Annotated in this window: 22 protein-coding genes and 2 riboswitches; of the genes, 7 read left to right on the top strand and 15 right to left on the bottom strand. The window is 70.7% G+C overall.

Annotated features, from left to right (window positions below; translation table 11 throughout):
- Positions 1–59: 59 nt before the first annotated feature.
- Together QOL88_RS27735 and QOL88_RS27730 are read left to right on the top strand one after the other, a co-directional pair.
- Positions 60–383 (top strand): DUF427 domain-containing protein, encoded by a 324-nt coding sequence (locus QOL88_RS27735; protein WP_097220838.1) that lies wholly within the window; start codon positions 60–62, stop codon positions 381–383.
- A 61-nt stretch (positions 384–444) separates the two neighbouring features.
- On the top strand, positions 445–1,227 hold the full coding sequence (locus QOL88_RS27730) for an alpha/beta fold hydrolase (protein WP_097223212.1): 783 nt from the start codon (positions 445–447) through the stop codon (positions 1,225–1,227).
- A 156-nt stretch (positions 1,228–1,383) separates the two neighbouring features.
- Here QOL88_RS27730 and mnmA read toward each other — a convergent pair whose 3' ends face one another.
- A complete protein-coding gene (gene mnmA, locus QOL88_RS27725) occupies positions 1,384–2,514 on the bottom strand; it encodes a tRNA 2-thiouridine(34) synthase MnmA (RefSeq protein ID WP_097220836.1) in 1,131 nt (376 codons plus the stop codon).
- Positions 2,515–2,574: 60 nt separating this feature from the next.
- Here mnmA and QOL88_RS27720 point away from each other — a divergent pair, with 60 nt between their 5' ends.
- The gene (locus QOL88_RS27720; protein ID WP_097220834.1) at positions 2,575–3,240 is read left to right on the top strand and encodes an N-acetylmuramoyl-L-alanine amidase; all 666 of its coding nucleotides are present in this window, start codon (positions 2,575–2,577) and stop codon (positions 3,238–3,240) included.
- Between the two features lie 110 nt (positions 3,241–3,350).
- Here QOL88_RS27720 and QOL88_RS27715 read toward each other — a convergent pair whose 3' ends face one another.
- The 3 genes from QOL88_RS27715 to QOL88_RS27705 form a co-directional block, all read right to left on the bottom strand.
- Positions 3,351–4,520 (bottom strand): cysteine desulfurase family protein, encoded by a 1,170-nt coding sequence (locus tag QOL88_RS27715; protein WP_097220832.1) that lies wholly within the window; start codon positions 4,518–4,520, stop codon positions 3,351–3,353.
- Positions 4,521–4,660: 140 nt separating this feature from the next.
- Positions 4,661–4,927: a hypothetical protein gene (locus tag QOL88_RS27710; RefSeq protein WP_031103607.1), complete on the bottom strand. Its 267-nt coding sequence runs from the start codon at positions 4,925–4,927 to the stop codon at positions 4,661–4,663.
- 50 nt (positions 4,928–4,977) lie between these two features.
- A complete protein-coding gene (locus QOL88_RS27705; protein ID WP_031103608.1) occupies positions 4,978–5,142 on the bottom strand; it encodes a hypothetical protein in 165 nt (54 codons plus the stop codon).
- 116 nt (positions 5,143–5,258) lie between these two features.
- Between QOL88_RS27705 and QOL88_RS27700 the strand changes: the two genes are divergently transcribed.
- Positions 5,259–5,897 (top strand): TetR family transcriptional regulator, encoded by a 639-nt coding sequence (locus QOL88_RS27700; protein WP_097220830.1) that lies wholly within the window; start codon positions 5,259–5,261, stop codon positions 5,895–5,897.
- A 172-nt stretch (positions 5,898–6,069) separates the two neighbouring features.
- Here QOL88_RS27700 and QOL88_RS27695 read toward each other — a convergent pair whose 3' ends face one another.
- Both QOL88_RS27695 and QOL88_RS27690 read right to left on the bottom strand, forming a co-directional pair.
- Positions 6,070–6,495, bottom strand: a complete 426-nt coding sequence (locus QOL88_RS27695; RefSeq protein WP_097220828.1) for a hypothetical protein — start codon at positions 6,493–6,495, stop codon at positions 6,070–6,072.
- A 109-nt stretch (positions 6,496–6,604) separates the two neighbouring features.
- Positions 6,605–7,465, bottom strand: coding sequence for a thioesterase family protein (locus tag QOL88_RS27690; protein WP_097220826.1), 861 nt, complete (start codon positions 7,463–7,465; stop codon positions 6,605–6,607).
- Between the two features lie 144 nt (positions 7,466–7,609).
- On the opposite strand from QOL88_RS27690, the gene QOL88_RS27685 reads away from it, so the two are divergent.
- A complete protein-coding gene (locus QOL88_RS27685; RefSeq protein ID WP_097220824.1) occupies positions 7,610–8,845 on the top strand; it encodes an alpha/beta hydrolase in 1,236 nt (411 codons plus the stop codon).
- Here the strand turns inward: QOL88_RS27685 and QOL88_RS27680 are convergent.
- The 9 genes from QOL88_RS27680 to QOL88_RS27640 form a co-directional block, all read right to left on the bottom strand.
- The gene (locus QOL88_RS27680) at positions 8,736–9,410 is read right to left on the bottom strand and encodes a trimeric intracellular cation channel family protein (RefSeq protein ID WP_097220822.1); all 675 of its coding nucleotides are present in this window, start codon (positions 9,408–9,410) and stop codon (positions 8,736–8,738) included. The genes QOL88_RS27685 and QOL88_RS27680 overlap by 110 nt on opposite strands.
- A gap of 84 nt (positions 9,411–9,494) precedes the next feature.
- Positions 9,495–10,655, bottom strand: a complete 1,161-nt coding sequence (locus QOL88_RS27675; protein ID WP_097220820.1) for an ABC transporter ATP-binding protein — start codon at positions 10,653–10,655, stop codon at positions 9,495–9,497.
- Positions 10,652–11,734, bottom strand: coding sequence for an ABC transporter ATP-binding protein (locus QOL88_RS27670; RefSeq protein ID WP_097220818.1), 1,083 nt, complete (start codon positions 11,732–11,734; stop codon positions 10,652–10,654). Before QOL88_RS27670 ends, QOL88_RS27675 begins: the two co-directional genes overlap by 4 nt.
- Positions 11,731–12,741: an ABC transporter permease gene (locus tag QOL88_RS27665; RefSeq protein WP_097223211.1), complete on the bottom strand. Its 1,011-nt coding sequence runs from the start codon at positions 12,739–12,741 to the stop codon at positions 11,731–11,733. Before QOL88_RS27665 ends, QOL88_RS27670 begins: the two co-directional genes overlap by 4 nt.
- A 91-nt stretch (positions 12,742–12,832) precedes the next feature.
- Positions 12,833–14,599, bottom strand: coding sequence for an ABC transporter substrate-binding protein (locus QOL88_RS27660; protein ID WP_179878981.1), 1,767 nt, complete (start codon positions 14,597–14,599; stop codon positions 12,833–12,835).
- Positions 14,600–14,607: 8 nt separating this feature from the next.
- The gene (locus tag QOL88_RS27655; RefSeq protein WP_097220813.1) at positions 14,608–15,606 is read right to left on the bottom strand and encodes an ABC transporter permease; all 999 of its coding nucleotides are present in this window, start codon (positions 15,604–15,606) and stop codon (positions 14,608–14,610) included.
- Between the two features lie 343 nt (positions 15,607–15,949).
- Positions 15,950–16,750 (bottom strand): enhanced serine sensitivity protein SseB C-terminal domain-containing protein, encoded by an 801-nt coding sequence (locus QOL88_RS27650; protein ID WP_097220811.1) that lies wholly within the window; start codon positions 16,748–16,750, stop codon positions 15,950–15,952.
- A gap of 136 nt (positions 16,751–16,886) precedes the next feature.
- Positions 16,887–17,675 carry an enhanced serine sensitivity protein SseB gene (locus QOL88_RS27645; protein WP_097220809.1) on the bottom strand — a complete coding sequence of 263 codons (789 nt, stop codon included), beginning with the start codon at positions 17,673–17,675 and terminating at the stop codon, positions 16,887–16,889.
- 102 nt (positions 17,676–17,777) lie between these two features.
- A complete protein-coding gene (locus tag QOL88_RS27640) occupies positions 17,778–18,446 on the bottom strand; it encodes an AAA family ATPase (protein WP_097220807.1) in 669 nt (222 codons plus the stop codon).
- A 222-nt stretch (positions 18,447–18,668) separates the two neighbouring features.
- Positions 18,669–18,768: riboswitch (glycine riboswitch) on the top strand.
- Positions 18,769–18,888, top strand: a riboswitch (glycine riboswitch).
- Positions 18,889–18,963: 75 nt separating this feature from the next.
- Between QOL88_RS27640 and gcvT the strand changes: the two genes are divergently transcribed.
- Together gcvT and gcvH are read left to right on the top strand one after the other, a co-directional pair.
- Complete coding sequence (gene gcvT, locus QOL88_RS27635) at positions 18,964–20,085, top strand: glycine cleavage system aminomethyltransferase GcvT (RefSeq protein ID WP_097220805.1); 1,122 nt, start codon at positions 18,964–18,966, stop codon at positions 20,083–20,085.
- Between the two features lie 103 nt (positions 20,086–20,188).
- Complete coding sequence (gene gcvH / locus QOL88_RS27630) at positions 20,189–20,566, top strand: glycine cleavage system protein GcvH (RefSeq protein WP_097220803.1); 378 nt, start codon at positions 20,189–20,191, stop codon at positions 20,564–20,566.
- Positions 20,567–20,568 lie beyond the last annotated feature (2 nt).

Here is a 20,568-nt window from a genome sequence, read left to right as displayed (position 1 = left end):
AGAACTCCGCTTCAGCCTGCGCTGTACCTCAGGAGTCAGCTACCCGAGGAGGGGCGATCGTGACCAGAGGGCATCGCATCACCATCGAGCGCGGCGGCGGGCACGTGCGCGTGGTGCACGACGGGCAGGTGCTGGCGGAGAGCGACCGGGCGCTGGTGTTGCGCGAGACGGGCTGTCCCGAGCGGTACTACATCCCGCCCGAGGACGTGCGCCTGGACCTGCTGACGCCGTCCGGTACGCAGACGTACTGCCCGTTCAAGGGCACCGCCTCCTACTGGTCGCGACCGGACGCGGCGGACCTCGTCTGGGCGTATCCGGACCCCAAGCCGGACGTCGCCGAGATCAAGGACCACCTGTGTTTCTACGAAGTGGAAGTGTTCTGATCGGCTGACGCGCCGCACGCTTCACCGATGAACACCGCGGCGTGCGGCAGTCTGCATGAGCATGGACAAGAAGACCCTTTCGCGCGACGGCACCCGCATCGCCTACGAGAGCACCGGCCGCGGTCCCGCGGTCGTCCTGGTGAGCGGCGCGATGTCGACGGGCGGCACCCTGGCGCCGCTCGCCGTGTCGCTCTCGGAGCGTTTCCAGACCGTGGTGTACGACCGCCGGGGCCGCGGCGACAGCGCGGACACCGCGCCGTACGCCGTGGAGCGTGAGGTCGAGGACCTGGCCGCGGTGATCGAGGCGGTGGGCGGCGAAGCGCACCTGTACGGCATCTCCTCGGGCGGGGCATTGGCCCTGGAGGCGGCGGCGAGCGGGCTGCCGGTGCGGCGCGTGGCGGTCTACGAGACGCCGTTCGCGATGTCCGAGGAGGGCGCCGAGGAGCGGGCGCGGTACACCGAGCGGCTGACGGAGGCACTCGGCGAGGGGCGGCGCGGGGACGCGGTCGAACTGTTCCTGCGGCTGGCGGGCCTAGCCGAGGGGATGATCCAGGGCGCCCGCCAGTCCCCCATGTGGGCCGGCATGGAGGCGATGGCGTCGAGCCTCGCCTACGACGACGCCGTGATGCGCGACGGCCGGGTGCCCCGCTCCCGGCTGGGCTCGGTCGGCGTCCCCGTCCTCGCGGCGGCGGGCGACGAGAGCCCCGCGTGGCTGCGCGAGGCGGCCCGGGCCATCGCGGACTCGGTCCCCGAGGGCACGTACCGCGCGCTCCAGGGGCAGACGCACATGGTCGAGCCGAACGTGCTGGCGCCGGTGCTGACGGAGTTCTTCAGCCGGGACTGAACCGGGGGCGCGGGACCACGCGCGCGTGGAGCCCGCCCCCGGGTCCCGCGGCGGGATCAGGTCCCGGTGCTCGTGGCGGGACCGGGTCCCGGTGCTCGTGGCGGGATCAGGCCCCGGTGCTCGTGGCGGGATCGGGTACCGGGTCCAGCGGCGGGATCAGGCCACGCCCGCCGTCGCCCGGGTCGTCGACGCGATGGTCGCCGAGCCCACCACGCGCGTGCCGTCGTACAGCACGATCGCCTGGCCGGGGGCGACGCCGCGGACGGGCTCGGTGAAGGTGACCTCGAGGGTGCCGTCGACGACGTGGGCGGTCACCTCGGTCTCGCCGCCGTGGGCGCGCAGCTGGGCCGTGTAGGTGCCGGGGCCGGTGGGGGCGGCGCCGCACCAGCGGGGCTTGACGGCGGTCAGGGCGCCGACGTCCAGTGCGGACGCCGGGCCGACGGTCACCGTGTTGTCCACCGGCGAGATGTCGAGGACGTAGCGCGGCTTGCCGTCGGCGGCGGGGGTGCCGATGCGCAGGCCCTTGCGCTGGCCGATGGTGAAGCCGTACGCGCCCTCGTGCGTGCCGAGCTTGGCGCCGGACTCGTCGACGATGTCGCCTTCGGAGCGGCCGAGCCGGTCCGCGAGGAAGCCCTGGGTGTCGCCGTCGGCGATGAAGCAGATGTCGTGCGAGTCGGGCTTCTTGGCCACGGCCAGGCCCCTGCGCTCGGCCTCCGCGCGGATCTCGTCCTTGGTGGTGAGGGTGTCGCCGAGCGGGAACATCGCGTGCGCGAGCTGCCGGTCGTCCAGCACGCCGAGGACGTAGGACTGGTCCTTGGCCATGTCGGAGGCGCGGTGCAGTTCGCGGGTGCCGTCCTCGCGGACGATCACCTGGGCGTAGTGGCCCGTGCAGACGGCGTCGAAGCCCAGCGCGAGCGCCTTGTCGAGGAGGGCGGCGAACTTGATCTTCTCGTTGCAGCGCAGGCACGGGTTGGGGGTGCGGCCGGCCTCGTACTCGGCGACGAAGTCCTCGACGACGTCCTCGCGGAAGCGGTCGGCGAGGTCCCACACGTAGAACGGGATGCCGATGACGTCCGCGGCCCGGCGGGCGTCGCGTGAGTCCTCGATGGTGCAGCAGCCGCGCGCGCCCGTCCGGAAGGATTGGGGGTTGGCGGAGAGCGCGAGGTGGACGCCGGTCACGTCGTGGCCCGCTTCGGCCGCGCGGGCGGCGGCGACGGCGGAGTCGACTCCGCCGGACATGGCGGCCAGGACGCGGAGGGGGCGGGGGCGCTGCGGGGTGTCAGTCATAACCCTTCCAGGGTACGGGGACGCGGGAACCAGGGCCGCCGGGTATCCGTTGACGATCACATGGGAGAGCGGAAGGCTTCGAAGGACGGCGACCGGAAGGTCGGCCGCCGCGCGCTGCTGATCGGCGGGACGGTGGCCGCGGCGGGCTCCGCCGTGCTCGCCCGGGACGAGCTGGCGCGCCTGTGGTGGCGCACTCCGGGCGTCGAAAAGCCGCGCAAGGAGGGCGAGGTCGACTACGCGGGTGCGCGCTGGGTGGCGGCGTCGGACGCGAACTGGCGGCGCGCGGACCGCCCCGACGACTACGGCATAGACATGGTCGTGGTGCATGTCACACAGGGCAGCTTCGACAGCGCGGTGAAGGCCTTCCAGGACCCGGGGCACAAGGCGGCGGCGCACTACATCGTCCGGCAGGACGGTCGTGTCACGCAGATGATCCGCGAGCTGGACGTGGCCTACCACGCGGGCAACCGCGACTACAACGAACGCAGTGTCGGCATCGAGCACGAGGGTTTCGTGGAACGCCCGCAGGACCTCACGGACGAGATGTACGAGGCCTCGGCCCGTCTGACGGCCCGGATCTGCGCCCGCTACGACATACCCGTCGACCGCGAGCACATCATCGGTCACGTGGAGGTCCCGGGCACGGACCACACGGACCCGGGGCGGCACTGGGACTGGGAGAAGTACATGCGCCTGGTACGACGGGCGCGTACGAGACCGGCCTGATCCGACGGGCGCCTACGACACCGGCCTGATCCGACGAGTGCCTACGACACCGGCCTGACGACACGGGCCCGTTCGCGACGCGCCCCGCCCCCGCCCCCGCCCCGGCAGGCTCAGGTCAGTCCCGCCGCCCTCGCCCGCTCCACCGCAGGGCCGATGGCCTTCGCCAGGGCCTCTATGTCGGCCTCGGTGGAGGTGTGGCCCAGGGAGAAGCGCAGGGTGCCGCGGGCCAGGTCGGGGTCCGTGCCGGTGGCGAGGAGGACATGGCTGGGCTGGGCGACGCCGGCGGTGCAGGCGGAGCCGGTGGAGCACTCGATGCCCTGGGCGTCGAGCAGGAGCAGCAGGGAGTCGCCCTCGCAGCCGGGGAAGGTGAAGTGCGCATTGGCCGGAAGACGGCCCTCCGGGTCCGGGTCGCCACCGAGGATCGCGTCCGGGACGGCCGAACGGACCGCGCTGACGAGGGCGTCGCGCAGCGCGCCGATCTCGCGGGCGAACCACTCGCGCTGCTCGGCGGCCAGGCGCCCGGCGACGGCGAAGGAGGCGATGGCGGGCACGTCGAGGGTGCCGGAGCGCACGTGGCGCTCCTGGCCGCCGCCGTGCAGGACCGGTACGGGGGTGTGCTCACGGCCGAGGATCAGCGCGCCGATGCCGTAGGGGCCGCCGATCTTGTGGCCGGACACGGTCATCGCGGCGAGGCCGGAGGCGGCGAAGTCCACGGGGACTTGGCCGAAGGCCTGGACGGCGTCCGCGTGCAGGGGGACGGCGAACTCGGCTGCCACGTCGGCGAGTTCACGGACGGGGAGGATCGTCCCGATCTCGTTGTTCGCCCACATGACGGTGGCGAGGGCCACGTCGTCGGGGTTGCGGGCGATCGCCTCGCGCAGGGCGTCCGGGTGGACGCGGCCGTGGGAGTCGACCGGCAGGTACTCGATGGTGGCGCCCTCGTGTTCGCCGAGCCAGTGCACGGCGTCGAGGACCGCGTGGTGCTCGACGGGGCTGGCGAGGACGCGGGTGCGGGCCGGGTCGGCGTCGCGGCGTGACCAGTAAAGGCCCTTGACGGCCAGGTTGTCGGCCTCCGTGCCGCCCGAGGTGAAGACGACCTCGCTGGGGCGGGCGCCGAGGGCTTCGGCGAGGGTCTCGCGGGCCTCCTCGACGGTGCGGCGGGCCTGCCTGCCGGATGCGTGGAGAGAGGACGCGTTGCCGGTGGCACCCAGCTGGGCGGTGAGTGCCTCTGCCGCCTCCGGGAGCATCGGGGTGGTCGCGGCGTGGTCGAGGTAAGCCATGGTGAGCCCGATTCTACGGCTCCCCTTCGACCGGCCTCAGATCAAGGCTGGCCGAACGTGAACCGCCGTGCGGCGCGGCGACGGCCCGTCGTCCCCGGGCCCGGCCGCGGCGTACCGGCGGACGGCTGTCCGACGACGGCTCAGAAGCTCCAGGAGATGGTGCTGTCGAACTCCATGAAGGCCGCGAGGACCAGCAGGTCGGCGACGCCCAGGCCCAGGCCCAGCAGTGCGCGTCCGCGGCGTTCGGTGCCGCGCCACAGGGCGACGCTCGCCAGCACGATGGCGATCGGGCCGAGGAAGAGGTTGAGCACGAGCAGGCCGAGCAGGCCGAGGATGAAGGACGCGACGGCCATGCCGTCGGTGTCACGGATACCGGTGCGGCGCGAGGCCGGAGCGGTGAGCTGCATGATGATCGACTCCCGAAGTCGGATCGGAGGGACGGTGGACGGCGTCGGTGTCAGTGGGCCTGGGTGTGGCGCCGGCGACCGCGCTCGCGGAGCGCGAAGATGCCGAGCCAGACGGCGATGACGGCGCCGACGGCGACGGAGAAGGTGAGCGGCGCGTGCGCGACGGTGCCCAGGACGACACCCAGCAGCAGGAGCGCGGCGACGATGAACAGCACGGGTAACAGCCCCCAAGGTTTCGGTGAACGGTTGTAGTTACAGTTGTTCACTGACTTCCCAGTCTAACGCCTCTCATGACTTTCCAATTCCAGAGAACAGTTGTTAACTGCATGGTATGAGTCACACCCTCGGCATCCGGCAGGCCCAGAAGCAGAAGACCCGGCAGGCGCTCCTGGACGCGGCCCTGGTGCTGCTCGAGGAGCAGAGCCTGAGCAGCCTGGGACTGCGCGAGGTCACCCGCGCCGTCGGTGTCGCCCCGACCGCCTTCTACCGCCACTTCCGCTCCACGGCGGATCTGGGCGTGGCCCTGGTCGAGGAGGCGCTGGGCAGCCTGCACCCGATGATCCGGACGACGGTGTCCACGACGGGCGACCGCGAGGAACGCGTCACGCGCACCATCGACCTGATCGCCCGTCACGTCGACGGGTACCCCGCCCATGTCCGCTTCATCGCCCGTGAACGACATGGCGGAGTTCAGCCGGTCCGGGAGGCGATACGGGAGCAACTCTCCCGGTTCGCCCAGGAGGTCAAGGACGAACTGGCCAAGGACCCGGTGTCCGAGGGCTGGAGCGAGGACGACCTGCTGATGCTCGCGCATCTCTACGTCGACCAGATGCTGAGCACGGCGTCACTGTTCCTGGAGGCCCTCGAAGGGCCGGAGGAGGAGCGCCCGGAGCGGACCCGGCAGGTCGCACAGCTGGCGGCCCGCCAGATGCGGCTGATCGGCCTCGGCCGCCATCACTGGCTGAATTGACACCCTGGGCCGCCATCACTGGATCGACACCCTCGGCCGCCATCACTCTGGCTGGATCGACACCCCCGTACGCCGGATCCACTCTCGTGAGAACGCGCAGGGGCGGCGCGCCCGTTCGCCGGACGCGCCGCCCCTGCCGTACCCCGGGCGAACCCCCGGGCCTGCACTGCGCCTACTGCTCCTTCTGCGACTGCTGGGGCTGCTGCCCCTGCCCCTGCCCGCCCGCGGCCTGACCGCCGCCGCCCGGGCCGCCACAGCCGCCGCCCTGCCCCCCGCCGGGACCGCCCTGGCCGCCCTGCCCGCCTCCCGGCGCGCCGCTGGGCATTCCCGAAGGGGCCCCGGACGGTGCGCCCGTGGGCTTGGCTCCCGCGGAGGCGGCACCCGAGGGAGCTCCGGAGGGTGCGCCGGACGGAGCGCCGGAAGGGGCGCCGGAAGGGGCACCCGAGGCCGCCCCCGACGGAGTCCGGCAGGCCTGCTGCTGCCCGGACCCGCCGCCGCTGTTCGAGGACGACGAGGAGTCACCCGACCCGCAGGCCGCCAGGGCCAGGGGCGAGAGCGCCAGCAGGGCCACGACGGGAAGGAGACGCGCACGCTTCATGAGAAACAACTCCAGGGAGGGTGAGGAAGTCCTGAGGCGTGAACTCAACCAACCCCACTTAGGCCTCCCTTGGGGCCGTCCTATGACCTGCCTGTCAACGAGGCAAAGTTCAGCCCAGCCGGGCCCGCGCCAGCTGCCGGGACTGCGCGACCAGCCGGTCCGCGCTGTCCCACACCTCGGCGTCCTCCTCCAGGAAGCCGCCGGCGAGGTTGCGTGTGGTGATCGACACCCGCAGCGGGCCCGGCGCCGGGCGGCAGCGGACGTGCACGGTCAGCTCGACGGTGGGCACCCAGCCCTTGAGCCCGATCTCGAAGGCGGTCGGCGGCAGCGCGTCCACCGCGAGCAGCAGGGAGAGCGGGTCGGGGTCGCGTCCGTCCGCGAGGCCGAACCAGGCGCGCATCTCGCCCTTGCCGGAGGGCTGTCCGAGGGCCCAGCCCAGGGTCGACGGGTCGAGCTTGAGCATCAGCCGGTCGGCGATGGCCGAGCTGCCGTCGACCGGGGCGGGTCCGTCCTCCGGGCCGAAGCAGTGCTCCAGCGGCGGGATCGCGGGCGGCCGGGCGGTCGTACGGACGTCGTCGGGCAGGGTGTCCAGGTCGCCGTAGGAGGCGAGGACGCGGATGCGTTCCACCTCGCGGCCCTCGTCGTCGTACTGGAAGAGGGAGGCCTGACCGGTCGACAGGGTGCGGCCGGTGCGGACGACGTCCGTGCGGACGACCGCGGGGCCGGGCTGGGACGCGGTCAGGTAGTGCGCCGAGATCGTGAAGGGGTCGGCGTGCGGCAGGGCGTCCGCGAGGGCGCGACCCAGGACGGCCAGCAGGTAGCCGCCGTTGACGGCGCTGATGATCGTCCAGCCGGCGGAGAGGTCGATGTCGTAGACGCCCGGCGCGCGGCGGGTGAGCGCGGTGTCGCGGTCGAACTCGCTGTCGCCGATCATGGCCCGGGCGGCCGGGGCGGTGGCTGCTTCTGGCATGGCTGAACAGTACAAGAACTAACTACTAAGCGGTAGCTTTTCTGTTCCGGGCCAGAGTCATGCCTTGGTGAGACACGGGCAATTTCTCGGTAAGTGTCCGACTCGTCCGTAAACCCCGGGGCTCGATGCGTCCTCTACCGGGGCATGAGCCTCACCGGGACACCGTTCCTCTGCACGCTGGTCGTACTGTCCGTCGCCGCCCTCGTCCTGCCGCTGGTCCTCTGGTCACGCATCCGCGGTCCCCGGGTCCTGCGTGCCGCGGCCCGGGCGCTGATGCTGCTGTTCGCCCAGGGGACGGCCGTGGCCCTGGTCTTCACGCTGGTCAACAACGCCAACAACCTGTACGACAACTGGGCCGACCTGCTCGGCACCGGCGACCACGTGGAGCAGGCGGCCGATCTGGGCGCCGACGGCACCGGCGGGATCGCGCTCAAGCGGCTGCCCAGGGTGCGGCAGGCCTTCGAGCCGGCCACCGGGCCCGGGATGGGCGCGGCCGGCGGGGTGCGGGTGACCCAGCTCAGGGGCCGGGTGTCGGGGGTGAACGCGGAGGTCTACGTCTGGCTGCCGCCGCAGTACGGCGAGCCGGCCTACCGGCACCACAGGTTCCCGGTGGTGGAGCTGCTGCCCGGCTACCCCGGCTCGGCGAAGGCATGGTTCGGCTCGCTGCACGCGCACGAGCAACTGCTGCCGCTGATGCGGAGCGGGCAGGTCGCCCCGTTCATCCTGGTCGCACCCCGCACCAACCTGCTGGCCGGCGTGGACACCGGCTGCGCCAACATCCCGGGCACCGTCAACGCCGACACCTGGCTGAGCGTCGACGTGCCGACGATGGTCACGGACACCTTCCGCGCCCAGTCCGCCCCGCGGGGCTGGGCCGTCGCCGGCTACTCCGCCGGGGCGCACTGCGCGGCCCGGCTCGCCGTCGCCCACCCCGACCGCTACCGGGCCGCCGTCAGCCTGTCCGGCTACAACGACCCGATCGGCGAACGCGACTCCCTCACCGCGCAGAGCCCCGCCCTGCGCGCCGCGAACAACCCCTACCTGATGCTGCGCCGGTCACCCGCCCCGCCGCGGATCGCGCTGTACCTCTCCGGCCAGCCGCACGACGGCTACGAGGCCGCCGTGGCCCTGGAGCAGACCGCGAAGGCCCCGACGACCGTGCACGTCGTGTACATCCCGAAGAGCGCGGGCGGCCACAACATGGCGCTGTGGCGGCCGCAGGTGGTGCCGGTGTTCCGGTGGCTGACCCAGGAGATGGGCGCCCGCCCCGTCACGGCAGGACGGGCTGCTCCTCCTCGCTCACCGTCGACCGGCGGTGCCAGGCCCGCGGAGCTCGCCAGTGGTACCGCATCGCGAGCAGGCGCAGTACGAAGGCGGTGATCACCGCGAGACCGCTGGTGAGCGGGTTGACGACGTCGTAGCGGATGCACAGGGCGATCAGCGCGGAGCCGACGATCGCGGGGACCGCGTACAGGTCGCGGTCCCAGCGCAGCAGCGAGGGCACCTCGTTGGCGAGGACGTCCCGCAGCACACCGCCGCCCACGGCGGTGGTCAGCCCGAGTCCGGCCGAGGCGGTCAGGCCCAGCCCGTACTCGTACGCCTTGATCGTGCCGGCGACGCAGAACAGGCCGAGGCCGGCCGCGTCGAAGACGTTCACCGCGCCCTGGATGCGCTCCACCTGGGGGTGCAGGAAGAAGACCAGGAGGGTGGCGAGCAGCGGGGTGAGGAAGTACCCCAGGTCCGTGAAGGCCGCGGGCGGCACGGCCCCGATGACCAGGTCCCGGAACAGCCCTCCGCCCAGCGCGGTGACCTCGGCGAGGACGGCCATGCCGAACACGTCGAAGTTCTTCCGCACGGCCAGCAGGGCGCCGGAGATCGCGAAGACGAAGATGCCGATCAGGTCGAGCGTGTGCTGGACGGACGGGCTGAAGAGTTGCTGGAGCACCCGGTCATTTTCACCCACGAGTGAGCCCCCGCCCTGATGTGCGAGGGCGGGGGCTCGGGCGGATTCACTTCCGGCCCCGCGGACTCACTTCTCCACAGACGCGGCGTCGCTCCCCGGGGTCTTCTCCACGTTGTTCTCCGCGGCCGCCTCGTGCGCCGACGACAGCAGCTTGGTGTCCTGCGGCTGCTGGTCCGCGAAGTTCTCCGGGTGGTGACAGGCGACCTGCTGTCCGGCCCGCAGCTCCTTGAGCGGCGGCTCGGTCGTCTTGCAGATCTCCGTCGCCTTCCAGCACCGGGTGTGGAAGCGGCAGCCGCTCGGCGGGGCGATCGGCGAGGGCACGTCGCCCTTGAGCAGGATGCGCTCGCTCTTGGCGCCCCGGCGCTTCGGGTCCGGAACCGGCACGGCCGACAGCAGGGCCTTGGAGTACGGGTGCATCGGAGACTTGTACAGCTGGTCGCGTTCGGCCAGCTCGACGATCTTGCCGAGGTACATCACCGCGATCCGGTCCGAGACGTGCCGGACGACCGACAGGTCGTGCGCGATGATCACGTACGTCAGGCCCAGCTCGTCCTGGAGGTCGTCGAGCAGGTTCACCACCTGCGCCTGGATCGACACGTCCAGCGCGGAGACCGGCTCGTCCGCCACGACCAGCTTGGGGTTGAGGGCGAGCGCGCGGGCGATGCCGATGCGCTGGCGCTGGCCGCCGGAGAACTCGTGCGGGTAGCGGTTGTAGTGCTCGGGGTTGAGGCCGACCACCGACAGCAGCCGCTGGACCTCCTTCTTCACACCGCCCTCGGGCTCGACGCCCTGGAGCCGGAAGGGGGCGCCGACGATCGTGCCGATCGTGTGGCGGGGGTTCAGCGAGGAGTACGGGTCCTGGAAGATCATCTGCACGTCGCGGCGCATGGGGCGCAGCTCGCCGGTCTTCAGGTGCGTGATGTCCTGGCCCTCGAACTCGACCGAGCCGCCGGTCGGTTCCAGCAGCCGGGTGATCAGCCGGCCCATGGTGGACTTGCCGCAGCCCGACTCGCCGACGACGCCGAGCGTCTCGCCCCTGCGCACCTCGAAGTCGATACCGTCGACGGCACGCACCGCGCCGGTCTGCCGCTGGAGCAGGCCCTTGCGGATCGGGAAGTGCTTCTGAAGGCCGGTCACCTTCAGCAGGACCTCGCCGTCGGCGGTGGTGCCCTTGGTGAGGGTGCTCCCGCTGGTGTCCGGTGTGCTCACCGTTTTGTCGTCGCTCACAGCTTCGGCGCAATCTCTTCGGTCCAGATACGCTCCCGCTGCTCCTGCGTCATGTGGCAGGCGGCCCAGTGCGAGCCGCCGACCTCGGTCAGCTCGGGGCGGACCGTGCGGGTGACGTTGTCCTTCGGGACGTCCGCGTACGGGCAGCGCGGGTTGAAGGCGCAGCCGGACGGGAGGTTGATGAGGGAGGGCGGCGCACCCTTGATCGGGATGAGCCGGTCCGTCTCCTCGCGGTCCATGCGCGGCATCGAGCCGAGCAGGCCCCAGGTGTAGGGGTGGCGGGGCTGGGAGAACACGTCCTCGGCGGGACCGCGCTCCACGCACCGGCCGCCGTACATGACCAGCAGGTCGTCGGCCATCTCGGCGACCACGCCCAGGTCGTGGGTGATCATGATGACCGCGGAGCCGAACTCCTTCTGCAGATCGTGGATCAGGTCCAGGATCTGCGCCTGCACGGTGACGTCCAGGGCGGTGGTCGGCTCGTCGGCGATGAGCAGCTCGGGGTTGTTCACCAGCGCCATGGCGATCATGGCGCGCTGGCGCATACCGCCGGAGAACTCGTGCGGGTAGCCGTCGATGCGCTTGGCGGGCTCGGGGATGCCGACCCGGTCGAGCATCTCGATCGCCCGCTGCCTGGCGACCTTCTTGCTGACGTCGTTGTGGACGCGGTACGCCTCGACGATCTGCTGCCCCACCGTGTAGTAGGGGTGCATCGCCGACAGCGGGTCCTGGAAGATCATGGCCATCTTCCGGCCCCGCAGCCGCCGTACCTCGTCGGGATCGGCCCCGATCAGCTCCTGGCCGTCGAGCCAGACCTCGCCGGAGACCTTGGCGCGGGCCGAGCGGTGCAGGCCCATCACGCCGAGCGAGGTGACCGACTTGCCCGAGCCGGACTCGCCCACGATGCCCAGGGTCTTGCCCTTGCGCACGTCGAAGCTGACGCCGTCGACGGACTTGACCAGGCCGTCGTCGGTGTCGAAGTGGATGCGCAGATCACGGACGGACAGGAACACGTCGTCCGGGACGGACGCTGCGGTGGTGTCCGGTTCGCCGAGCGCGGCTTTGTCGAGCTTGCTCACGAGTACCTCACCCGGGGGTCGATGGCGGCGTACACCAGGTCGACGATCAGATTGCAGAAGACGATGAAGAACGCAGCGACCAGGGTCACGCCCATCACGATGGGCAGGTCGTTGTCCTTGATGGCCTGGACGGAGTAGGCGCCGATGCCCTGGAGGGAGAACACGGTCTCGGTGAGCACCGCGGTGCCGACCAGGGTGCCGAAGTCCATGCCGAAGATGGTGACGATCGGGGTGAGCGCGGAGCGCAGGCCGTGCTTGGCCACGACCGTGGTCTCCTTGAGACCCTTGGCCCTGGCCGTTCTGATGTAGTCCTCGCTCATCGTCTCCAGCATGCCCGCCCGGGTGAGCCGGGCGTAGAGCGCGGAGAAGAGGAACGCGAGGCTGATCCAGGGCAGCATCAGGTGCCAGGCCCATTCGGCGGGGTTCTCCGTGAACGGGACGTAGTCGATGCTCTCCCAGACCGGGATCTCGTAGACGAAGAGCGCGAGCAGGATCTGGCCGGTGAAGAAGATCGGGAGCGAGACGCCGGCGAGCGCGATGAACATGGCGGCGCGGTCGATCGGCTTGCCCTTGCGCAGTGCCGAGATGACACCGGTCGTCACACCGGAGACCAGCCAGATCACCGCGGCACCGATGGCCAGCGAGAAGGAGACCGGGATCCGCTGCTCCAACTGCGGCCACACCTCGATGTGGCTCTTGAAGGAGTACCCGAAGCAGGGTGCGCCGCAGTGCGTCGCGTCGGGACCGAACTTGTAGTCGGCACCCACCACGAGGCCCTTGATGAACTCCCAGTACTGGACGTAGACCGGCTGGTCGAGCCCCAGGTTTTCCTTGATCGCGGCGACGGAGGCGGGGTTCGCGTCCTTGCCGACGTACTGGGTGGCCAACTGGTCGGCCGTCTGTCCCCCGATGCGGGGGACCAGGAAGAAGATGGCGAAGGTGACTGCGCTGACCACCAGCAGCAACAGCACTGCGCCCATGACGCGTCGGAGGATGTACGCAGCCACAGCTGTACGGCCCCGGGTGGCCGCGGCGGGGTCGTCCGCCGCGGCCACCCGGTGCCTTCACCTGCCTTTCGAAAGGATCCGGCCTGCTGAATTACTTCGAGGAGCTCATCAGCAGGTAGTCGTACATGCCGAGGTAGGCCTGCGTGACCGTGACGTTCGTCGCGGACGTCGGCCGGAGCAGCAGGTTCTTGCGGTAGACCAGCGGGACGACCGAGGCGTTGTCGAGGACCATCTTGTCGATGTCACCCCAGGCCTTGGTGCGGGCCGCGTCGTCGGTGTTGGCGATCGCGTCCGTCAGGGCCTTGTTGATCTTCGGGTCGTCCAGCTCCATCAGGTTGTTGCCGCCCGAGGGCTTGATGGCCGAGCCGTTGACGATCTGGTCGAGGAAGCCGTAGCCGGTCGGCCAGTCGGCACCCCACGCCATCGAGAGCATGCCGAGCTTGTTGTCGTGGACGTAGCTCGGGACACCGGCGAAGTTCGAGAAGTACTTGCCGGAGGGGAACTGCTTGATCTCGATGTTGATGCCGATCTTCTTCAGCGACGCCTGGATGGCGGTCGCCGCGGCGATCTCGGCGGGGCGGTCGGAGCGGGCCGTCAGGATCGTGTTGAAGCCGTTGGGCTTGCCGCACGCCTTCAGGGCCGCCTTGGCCTTGGCCACGTCACCCTTGTGACCGTCGGTCGCGTAAGTGTCGAACTTGGTGTAGCCGTTCACCGACGGCGGCAGCAGCGTGGTCGCCACGTCGCCCTTCGGTGTACCGCCCATGGCGTCGAGCACCGACTGCTTGTCGAGGCCCCACTGAACGGCCTTGCGGCAGTCGGCGTTGTCGAACGGCTTCACGTTCACGTTGAGCGCGATGTACTGCGTGGCGCCCGCGTAGGAGCTGTCCGTCTGGTTGGCGTACTTGCCGCGCAGCACCTTCGGCTGGGTCTGCGGCTGCACACCCGTGCCGGCCGCGTCAGCCGTGATCTTGTCGGAGAGCAGGTTGTTGTCGACCGTGACCGGGTTGACCTTGAACTTGATCGTGATCTTGTCCGGCAGGGCCTTGCGGACCGGGTCCGTCTTGGCGTCCCACTGCTTGTTGCGCACGAGGGTGGCGCCGCGGCCCTCCTCGTAGGACTGGAACTGGTACGGGCCGGAGGACTGGATGGCCTGCACGTACTTCGCACCGGTGTCCTTCGCCTGCGGCACGGGGGCCGTCTGCGAGAACGTCGCCAGGTAGTCGAAGTCGGCGAACGGCTGCTTCAGCTTGAAGACGATCGTCCGGTCGTCCGGCGTCTCGATGGACTTCAGGCCCTCGGCGGACTTGTCCTTGTACGGGCCCTTGTACTTGTCGCCGCCCTCAAGGTACGCCTTGAAGTACGTCGGGCCGTTGGACAGTGCCTCGGGCGCGAAGTTGGAGCGCTCGATGGCGTACTTGACGTCCTTGGACGTCACCGGGGTGCCGTCCTGGAACTTCACACCCGCACGCAGCTTGTACGTCCAGGTCTTGGCGTCCGGGCTGGACTTGCCGAGTCCTTCGGCGAGGTCCGGCACGACCTCCAGGCCCGCCTTGCCCGCCGCCGGCTTGAACGTGGTGAGCGTCCTGCCGTAGAGGCGGGAGAAGTTCTGGACCCAGCCGTAGTACGTGTTGCCCGGGTCGAGGGAGTCCGGCACGTCCGAGTGCTCGTACGTGGCCGTCCCTCCCTTCTTGTCCGACGCGTTGACGATCGAGTTCAGCGCGGCGTCCTTCTTGCCGCTGCCTCCCCCGTCGTTGTCGTCACCGCCGCCGCCGCACGCGGCAGCACCCAGCGACAGTGCCAGGACCGACGCAACGCCGGCGGTCACCCTTCTCGTCTTCACCTGAGGAAGCCCCCTCATTCGATGGATCACTTGCTGCGAGGGTCGAGGGCGTCACGCAGCCCGTCACCCAGCAGGTTGAAGGCCAGGACGGTGATGAAGATCGCCAGTCCGGGCACGAACATGTACTGCGGATCAGCTGTGTAGAGATCCACAGCGTTGCTGAGCATGCCGCCCCAGGAAGCCTGCGGCGGAGCGATACCGACGCCGAGGAAGCTCAGCGCGGCCTCGAACAGGATGTTCGTCGGGATGATCAGCGTCGAGTAGACGAGGATCGGTGCGACGAGGTTCGGGAGCAGTTCCCGGAACAGGACGTACGGGCCGCGTGCCCCGAGGCTCGTGGCGGCCTCGATGAACTCCCGCTTGCGCAGGGTCATCGTCTGGGCGCGCACGATGCGGCCGATGTACGGCCAGCTGAAGAAGCCGATCACGAAGATCAGCACGCTGATGCGCAGGGACAGTCCTTCGAGGCCGAAGAACCCGTCCTGCACGGAGGCGGAGATCGAGATGGCGAACAGCAGCAGGGGGAAGGCCAGGAACGTGTCCATGAGCCTGCTGATCACGCTGTCGATCCAGCCGCCGTAGTACCCGGCGACGACACCGAGCACGGTGCCGATGCACACGGACAGCAGCGTGGCGCCGCCCGCGACCAGGAGGGAGACCCAGGAGCCGTCGATGATGCGGGCGAGCATGTCCCGGCCGTACTGGGGGTCCACGCCGAGCGGGTGGTCCCAACTCATTCCTCCCCAGCCGCCCTTGGGGGCGAGCAGCGCGGGGTCGATGAGGTCCTGGTTGAACTTGTTGGGATCGAGGTTGAAGATCCACTGGATCGGCTTGGAGAACACCGCCATCAGCACGAGCAGGATGACGACGACGCCTCCCGCCATCGCCACCTTGTCCCGCTTGAAGCGCATCCAGGCGATCTGGGTGAGCGAGCGCCCTTCGATCTGGCTCTTCTTGACCCCGGAGAGCACGGCCTCGGGCTGTGCTCCGGCTTCCGCCCCGGTGGTCTCGATCGGTGCGGTCACGGTGCGATTGACCCCTCTCGGGCCGGCGATCGCCGAGCCCCTGGCTGCCGCTGTAGCGGTTTTGTTTGTCTCGTACACAAGACCGACCCGGCCCGTGTCTTGCGGGGAGTCTTCAACGCTTTGGCGATCTGTTGCCAGACTTGGCGGTGAAAGGATGCGTAAACGTGATGCTGTCTGCGGGGTTCCGTTATCCGGACAACGGGTAGCGGGGGTCGGACGCGCCAAGATAGGGGCATTTTAGGACACCCAGGCTCTTTTCGCCCCTATCTACGCGCGGAGAGCTGAGCGGTTGTCGCGTTCGAAGGGTGATGCGCGAGGGGCTCCGGGGGCGACTTCGAGCCGGTCAGTACCGGCCCTGCGCGGGAGGGTATCCGTAGCCGGAGACCGGGGCCTGGACGGGGGCGGTGGCGTGGGCCTCGCGGTCGTAGAACGGGCGGGCCTTCGCACGCAGCCACATGGCCACCGGGTCGTGCTCGTCGGACATGGCGACGGTCGACACGGGAAGCCCGTCCGGCACGGCGCCGAGGGACTGCTGCATCATCGCGCGTACGGAGTCCACGGCCGGCGGCGAGGTGTCGTACACATCCAGTCCGATGGCGAGGTACGGCGCCCCGAGCGCGGGCTGCACCCAGGCCCGGCGCAGCGAGCGGACGGCGGGGGTGCGGTGGGCGTTCTGCGCGAGCAGGGCGTAGAACTGCGGGACCTCGATGGCGGGTTCGGACAGCCGCAGGGGGCCGGCGGGCTGGCGGTCCAGGCCCGTGGCGATTCTGCGCAGGTCGAGCCAGGGGATGCCGACGCCGCCGCCGGGGGCGTGCGGGTTGAGCCAGAGGCCGTAGTGGTCGGGGTAGAGGGCGCGGGCGACGTCGACACCGTCGACCACCTCGTAGGAACGGTTCCAGCCGCTGGCGGAGAGTTCCTGGGCGGAGGTCACGCAGGGGGCGTAGCCGCAGCCGTCGACGTCCATCTTTCCGTACTGGGCGTCGGGAGAGCCGGCTTGCCCGTGCCACAGGAGCATCCAGATCTGGCCGCTGTGCGGGGTCGCGAGCGCGCGCAGGAGTGCCTCGTAGGCGTCGTAACGCCCGGGCGTGACCTGGCGCAGCATGTGCTCGACCTGTCCGGCCGCGGCCGTGCCGCTCGCGCTCACCTTTACCGCCCCTTCGTACAACGCCTCGACGGTGCCCTAGCTTAAGCCCGCGCGAGAGGTCGGAGCCTGGGGTCGTATCGCGGCCGCGGGTCGTGGGTGGTTCTCGCGCGGTTCCCCGCGCCCCTGGGGTACTGGCCTACCGCTGGAAAAAGGGCCGGACCCGGTCCCGCATCCACGCTCCCACCGGGTCCTCCGTCACGTCCAGCAGGACGAGGTTGACCGGCCAGGGGGCCGGGACCGCGGTGACGGCCCGGGTGAGGGCGTCCAGGGGGAGGGCGCGCAGGTCGCCTTCCCACTGGGAGAGTTCGACGCCTACGAACATCACCGGGTCGGCGGTCTCGATCGCGGCGAGGCAGCGGCGGGCCGTGACGACGACGCCGGTCGCCTCGAACTCGGCGGAGGCGGCGGCGAGGAAGTCCACCGGGTCGTCCTGCCAGTCGGGCTCGAAGAGGCGGACCCGGCCGCCGCTCGCGGGACCGTCCAGCGGCGTCCGGCCGGCCCGGCACAGCTCGGCCACGGCGGGCGGCGGGAGCGGGATGCCCACCACACCGCCCGGGTTGACGGCTATGCCGGCGTGCGGGGGCAGGCCGCGGGCGAACTCCACGGCGGGCGCGATGGTGTACGACATGTGGGAGCCGACGACCTGGCGGAACTGCTCCTCGGAGCTGAACACCGGCACGAACGCCTGGCCGTCGATCTCGATGCCGGGCAGGTCGAGGGGGCCGCTGTGCGGGCCGCCGCCGCTGGGCAGCGGGATCCACACGAAGCTCCGGCCGAGCACTTCGACGATCCGCCCGCCGGCCGCCGGTCCGGCGCCGAGGGAGGCCGAGAGCACCTCCTCCAACTCGTTGCCGGGCCAACCGCCGTGCGGGTGGGTCTGCGTCTGCGCCGGAAAGTCCGCGGAGAAGTCCGCCGGGATGTCCATCTGCCTACCGCCTGCCTGGAACCACTGCTGTGGCTCAAAAGGCTAACGGCTGACGGGACGCCGGGGGCATCGGGAACAGGACCGGTGTACGACGGCGCGGGCTCAGCCCGTGAAGCCGATTCTGTGCAGGGTGTTCGCCGTGTCCCGGTCGGCGAGGACGGCCGAGCCGCAGCCGGCGGGGAGGTCGCCGCGCTCCACCGCGCGCAGGAGACGGTTGCCGGCCACGCGGTGGCGCAGGAACGCGTAGCGCGAGACGCCGCGGCCGCGGTCGCGCTGACCGGCCAGGGCCTGCTCGGGCGTGACGTCGAGGAGGAGCAGGTGGAGCGTGCCGCCCCGGCGGCGGGCCTCGCGGGCGAGCCAGCGGCGGACCCAGGCCTGGGCGCCGCAGTCGTGCACGACGACGGCCTCCCCGGTGCGCAGGGCGCGGCGCAGCCCGGCGTAGTGGGCGAGGCGGACGAGCGGGCGGTAGAGCGCGTACGGCAGGGCGCGCGGCATGCGGCGCTCCCAGCGGTCGCGGGTGTCCTGGGAGTCGATGCGCCGGCCCGGGACGGTGCGCCGCATCAGCGTGGACTTGCCGCTGCCGGGCAGGCCCGTGACCACGACGAGGTCGCGGGGGCCGAACAGCAGCGCGTGCGGGCCGCCCCCGGGACGGTCGCGCAGGTCGCGGACGACCGGCGCCGGCGCCGGGGCGCGGACCGCCCGGACCGGAGCGGCGGCCGGCTGCTCGGGCAGCGCGATGCCCGTCGTCGCGTACGCGGTGGTCCTGTTCACCGTGATCGTCCTCCCCTGGGGCCAGGTACGGAGTCCCATCCCCGCCGAGTGTAAAGAGAAGGTAATGCGGCAGGCCTCTCATTTACGTTCTCGTCCTGCAACAGGGCTGCTACAGGTCGCTGTGCCCGGCGCGCGGGACTCGTGCACTCCCTGTGAAAGGTCCCCCTGCCGCGCCGGAAGGATGCGTGCAATGATGTGCGCGCCAACTGCATACCGGCCGTTTGAATCCGCGCGGGAGAGTTCCCAGCACCGCAAGAGCTGGGGCGCCGAAGGAGCAAGTCCCTCCCTTGAATCTCTCAGGCCCCGTTACCGCGCGGGCGAGGCACATCTGAAAAGCGGGCCGCCTCCTGTCCTCGACGGGACGCGGCTCCACCCAAGGTGCAAGCCATGGACCCGTGCGGTCATGGCGAACCTCTCAGGTTCCGATGACAGATGGGGAGGAACGACCTCGCCCTCCCCCACGCTCGGCTTCGCCCGCGCGGGAGGGACCCCCATTTGCCTTGGGAGACGACCGACCGTGAGCAGTACAGGAGAACTCCGTCACACCGCGCTCGATGCCCTGCATCGTTCGCTCGGCGCGACGATGACCGACTTCGCCGGCTGGGACATGCCCCTGCGCTACGGCTCCGAGCGCGACGAGCACCTCGCCGTGCGCACGAAGGCCGGCCTCTTCGACCTCTCCCACATGGGCGAGATCACCGTCACCGGGCCGCAGGCCGCCGCGCTGCTGGACTTCGCCCTGGTGGGCAACATCGGCGGCGTGAAGCCGGGCCGGGCCCGCTACACCATGATCTGCCGGGCCGACGGCGGCATCCTGGACGACCTGATCGTCTACCGGCTGGGCGAGACCGAGTACATGGTCGTCGCCAACGCCTCCAACGCCCAGGTGGTGCTGGACGCGCTGACCGAGCGCGCCGCCGGCTTCGACGCCGAGGTGCGCGACGACCGGGACGCCTACGCGCTGATCGCCGTGCAGGGCCCGGAGTCCCCCGGCATCCTCAAGTCCCTCACGGACGCCGACCTCGACGGCCTGAAGTACTACGCCGGGCTGCCCGGCACGGTCGCGGGCGTCCCGGCCCTGATCGCCCGGACCGGCTACACCGGCGAGGACGGCTTCGAGCTCTTCGTGAAGCCCGAGCACGCCGTCGAGCTGTGGCAGGCCCTGACCAAGGCCGGCGAGGGCGCCGGCCTCGTCCCGTGCGGGCTGTCCTGCCGCGACACGCTGCGCCTGGAGGCGGGCATGCCGCTGTACGGGCACGAGCTGACGACCTCCCTCACGCCCTTCGACGCCGGGCTCGGCCGGGTGGTGAAGTTCGAGAAGGAGGGCGACTTCGTGGGCCGCGAGGCCCTGCGCGAGGCCGCCGCCCGCGCCGAGCAGAATCCGCCGCGGGTCCTGGTCGGCCTGATCGCCGAGGGCCGCCGGGTCCCGCGCGCCGGGTACGCCGTCGTCGCCGGCGGCGAGGTGATCGGCGAGGTCACCTCCGGCGCCCCCTCCCCCACCCTCGGCAAGCCGATCGCGATCGCGTACGTCGACCCCGCGCACGCCGCGCCCGGCACGAGCGGCGTGGGTGTGGACATCCGGGGCAGTCACGAGCCGTACGAGGTCGTGGCGCTGCCGTTCTACAAGCGCCAGAAGTAGACACTGGCCGAAGGGCCGCGGCAGCGACCCCGTGCCCGTCGTCCCAGCTCACCAGCAGTCCCCCCTTTCACAGCACTCCCGCGCGTACAGGAGAATCCAGGCCATGAGCAACCCCAAAGAGCTGCGCTACAGCAAGGAGCACGAGTGGCTGTCGGCCGCCGAGGACGGCGTCTCGACGGTCGGCATCACGGAGCACGCGGCCAACGCGCTCGGCGATGTCGTGTTCGTCCAGCTTCCCGAGGTGGGTGACTCCGTGTCCGCCGGCGAGACCTGCGGCGAGCTGGAGTCGACCAAGTCGGTGTCCGACCTGTACTCCCCCGTCTCCGGTGAGATCACCGAGGTCAACGAGGACGTCGTGAACGACCCGGCGCTGGTGAACTCGGCCCCCTTCGAGGGCGGCTGGCTGTTCAAGGTGCGGGTCACGGACGAGCCGGGCGACCTGCTCTCCGCCGACGAGTACACCGCGTTCTCCGCGGGCTGAGG

The organism is Streptomyces sp. Ag82_O1-12 (assembly GCF_900182715.1).
Classification (GTDB): Bacteria; Actinomycetota; Actinomycetes; order Streptomycetales; family Streptomycetaceae; genus Streptomyces; species Streptomyces massasporeus.
This window is presented reverse-complemented; position numbering and strand designations above follow the sequence as displayed.

Coding starts and splice junctions, on each gene's coding strand:
- QOL88_RS27730 (WP_097223212.1), top strand. CDS start 445: ATGGACAAGAAGACCCTTTCGCGCGACGGCACCCGCATCGCCTACGAG.
- mnmA (WP_097220836.1), bottom strand. CDS start 2,514: ATGACTGACACCCCGCAGCGCCCCCGCCCCCTCCGCGTCCTGGCCGCC.
- QOL88_RS27720 (WP_097220834.1), top strand. CDS start 2,575: ATGGGAGAGCGGAAGGCTTCGAAGGACGGCGACCGGAAGGTCGGCCGC.
- QOL88_RS27715 (WP_097220832.1), bottom strand. CDS start 4,520: ATGGCTTACCTCGACCACGCCGCGACCACCCCGATGCTCCCGGAGGCG.
- QOL88_RS27710 (WP_031103607.1), bottom strand. CDS start 4,927: ATGCAGCTCACCGCTCCGGCCTCGCGCCGCACCGGTATCCGTGACACC.
- QOL88_RS27700 (WP_097220830.1), top strand. CDS start 5,259: ATGAGTCACACCCTCGGCATCCGGCAGGCCCAGAAGCAGAAGACCCGG.
- QOL88_RS27695 (WP_097220828.1), bottom strand. CDS start 6,495: ATGAAGCGTGCGCGTCTCCTTCCCGTCGTGGCCCTGCTGGCGCTCTCG.
- QOL88_RS27690 (WP_097220826.1), bottom strand. CDS start 7,465: ATGCCAGAAGCAGCCACCGCCCCGGCCGCCCGGGCCATGATCGGCGAC.
- QOL88_RS27685 (WP_097220824.1), top strand. CDS start 7,610: ATGAGCCTCACCGGGACACCGTTCCTCTGCACGCTGGTCGTACTGTCC.
- QOL88_RS27660 (WP_179878981.1), bottom strand. CDS start 14,599: ATGAGGGGGCTTCCTCAGGTGAAGACGAGAAGGGTGACCGCCGGCGTT.
- QOL88_RS27645 (WP_097220809.1), bottom strand. CDS start 17,675: ATGGACATCCCGGCGGACTTCTCCGCGGACTTTCCGGCGCAGACGCAG.
- gcvH (WP_097220803.1), top strand. CDS start 20,189: ATGAGCAACCCCAAAGAGCTGCGCTACAGCAAGGAGCACGAGTGGCTG.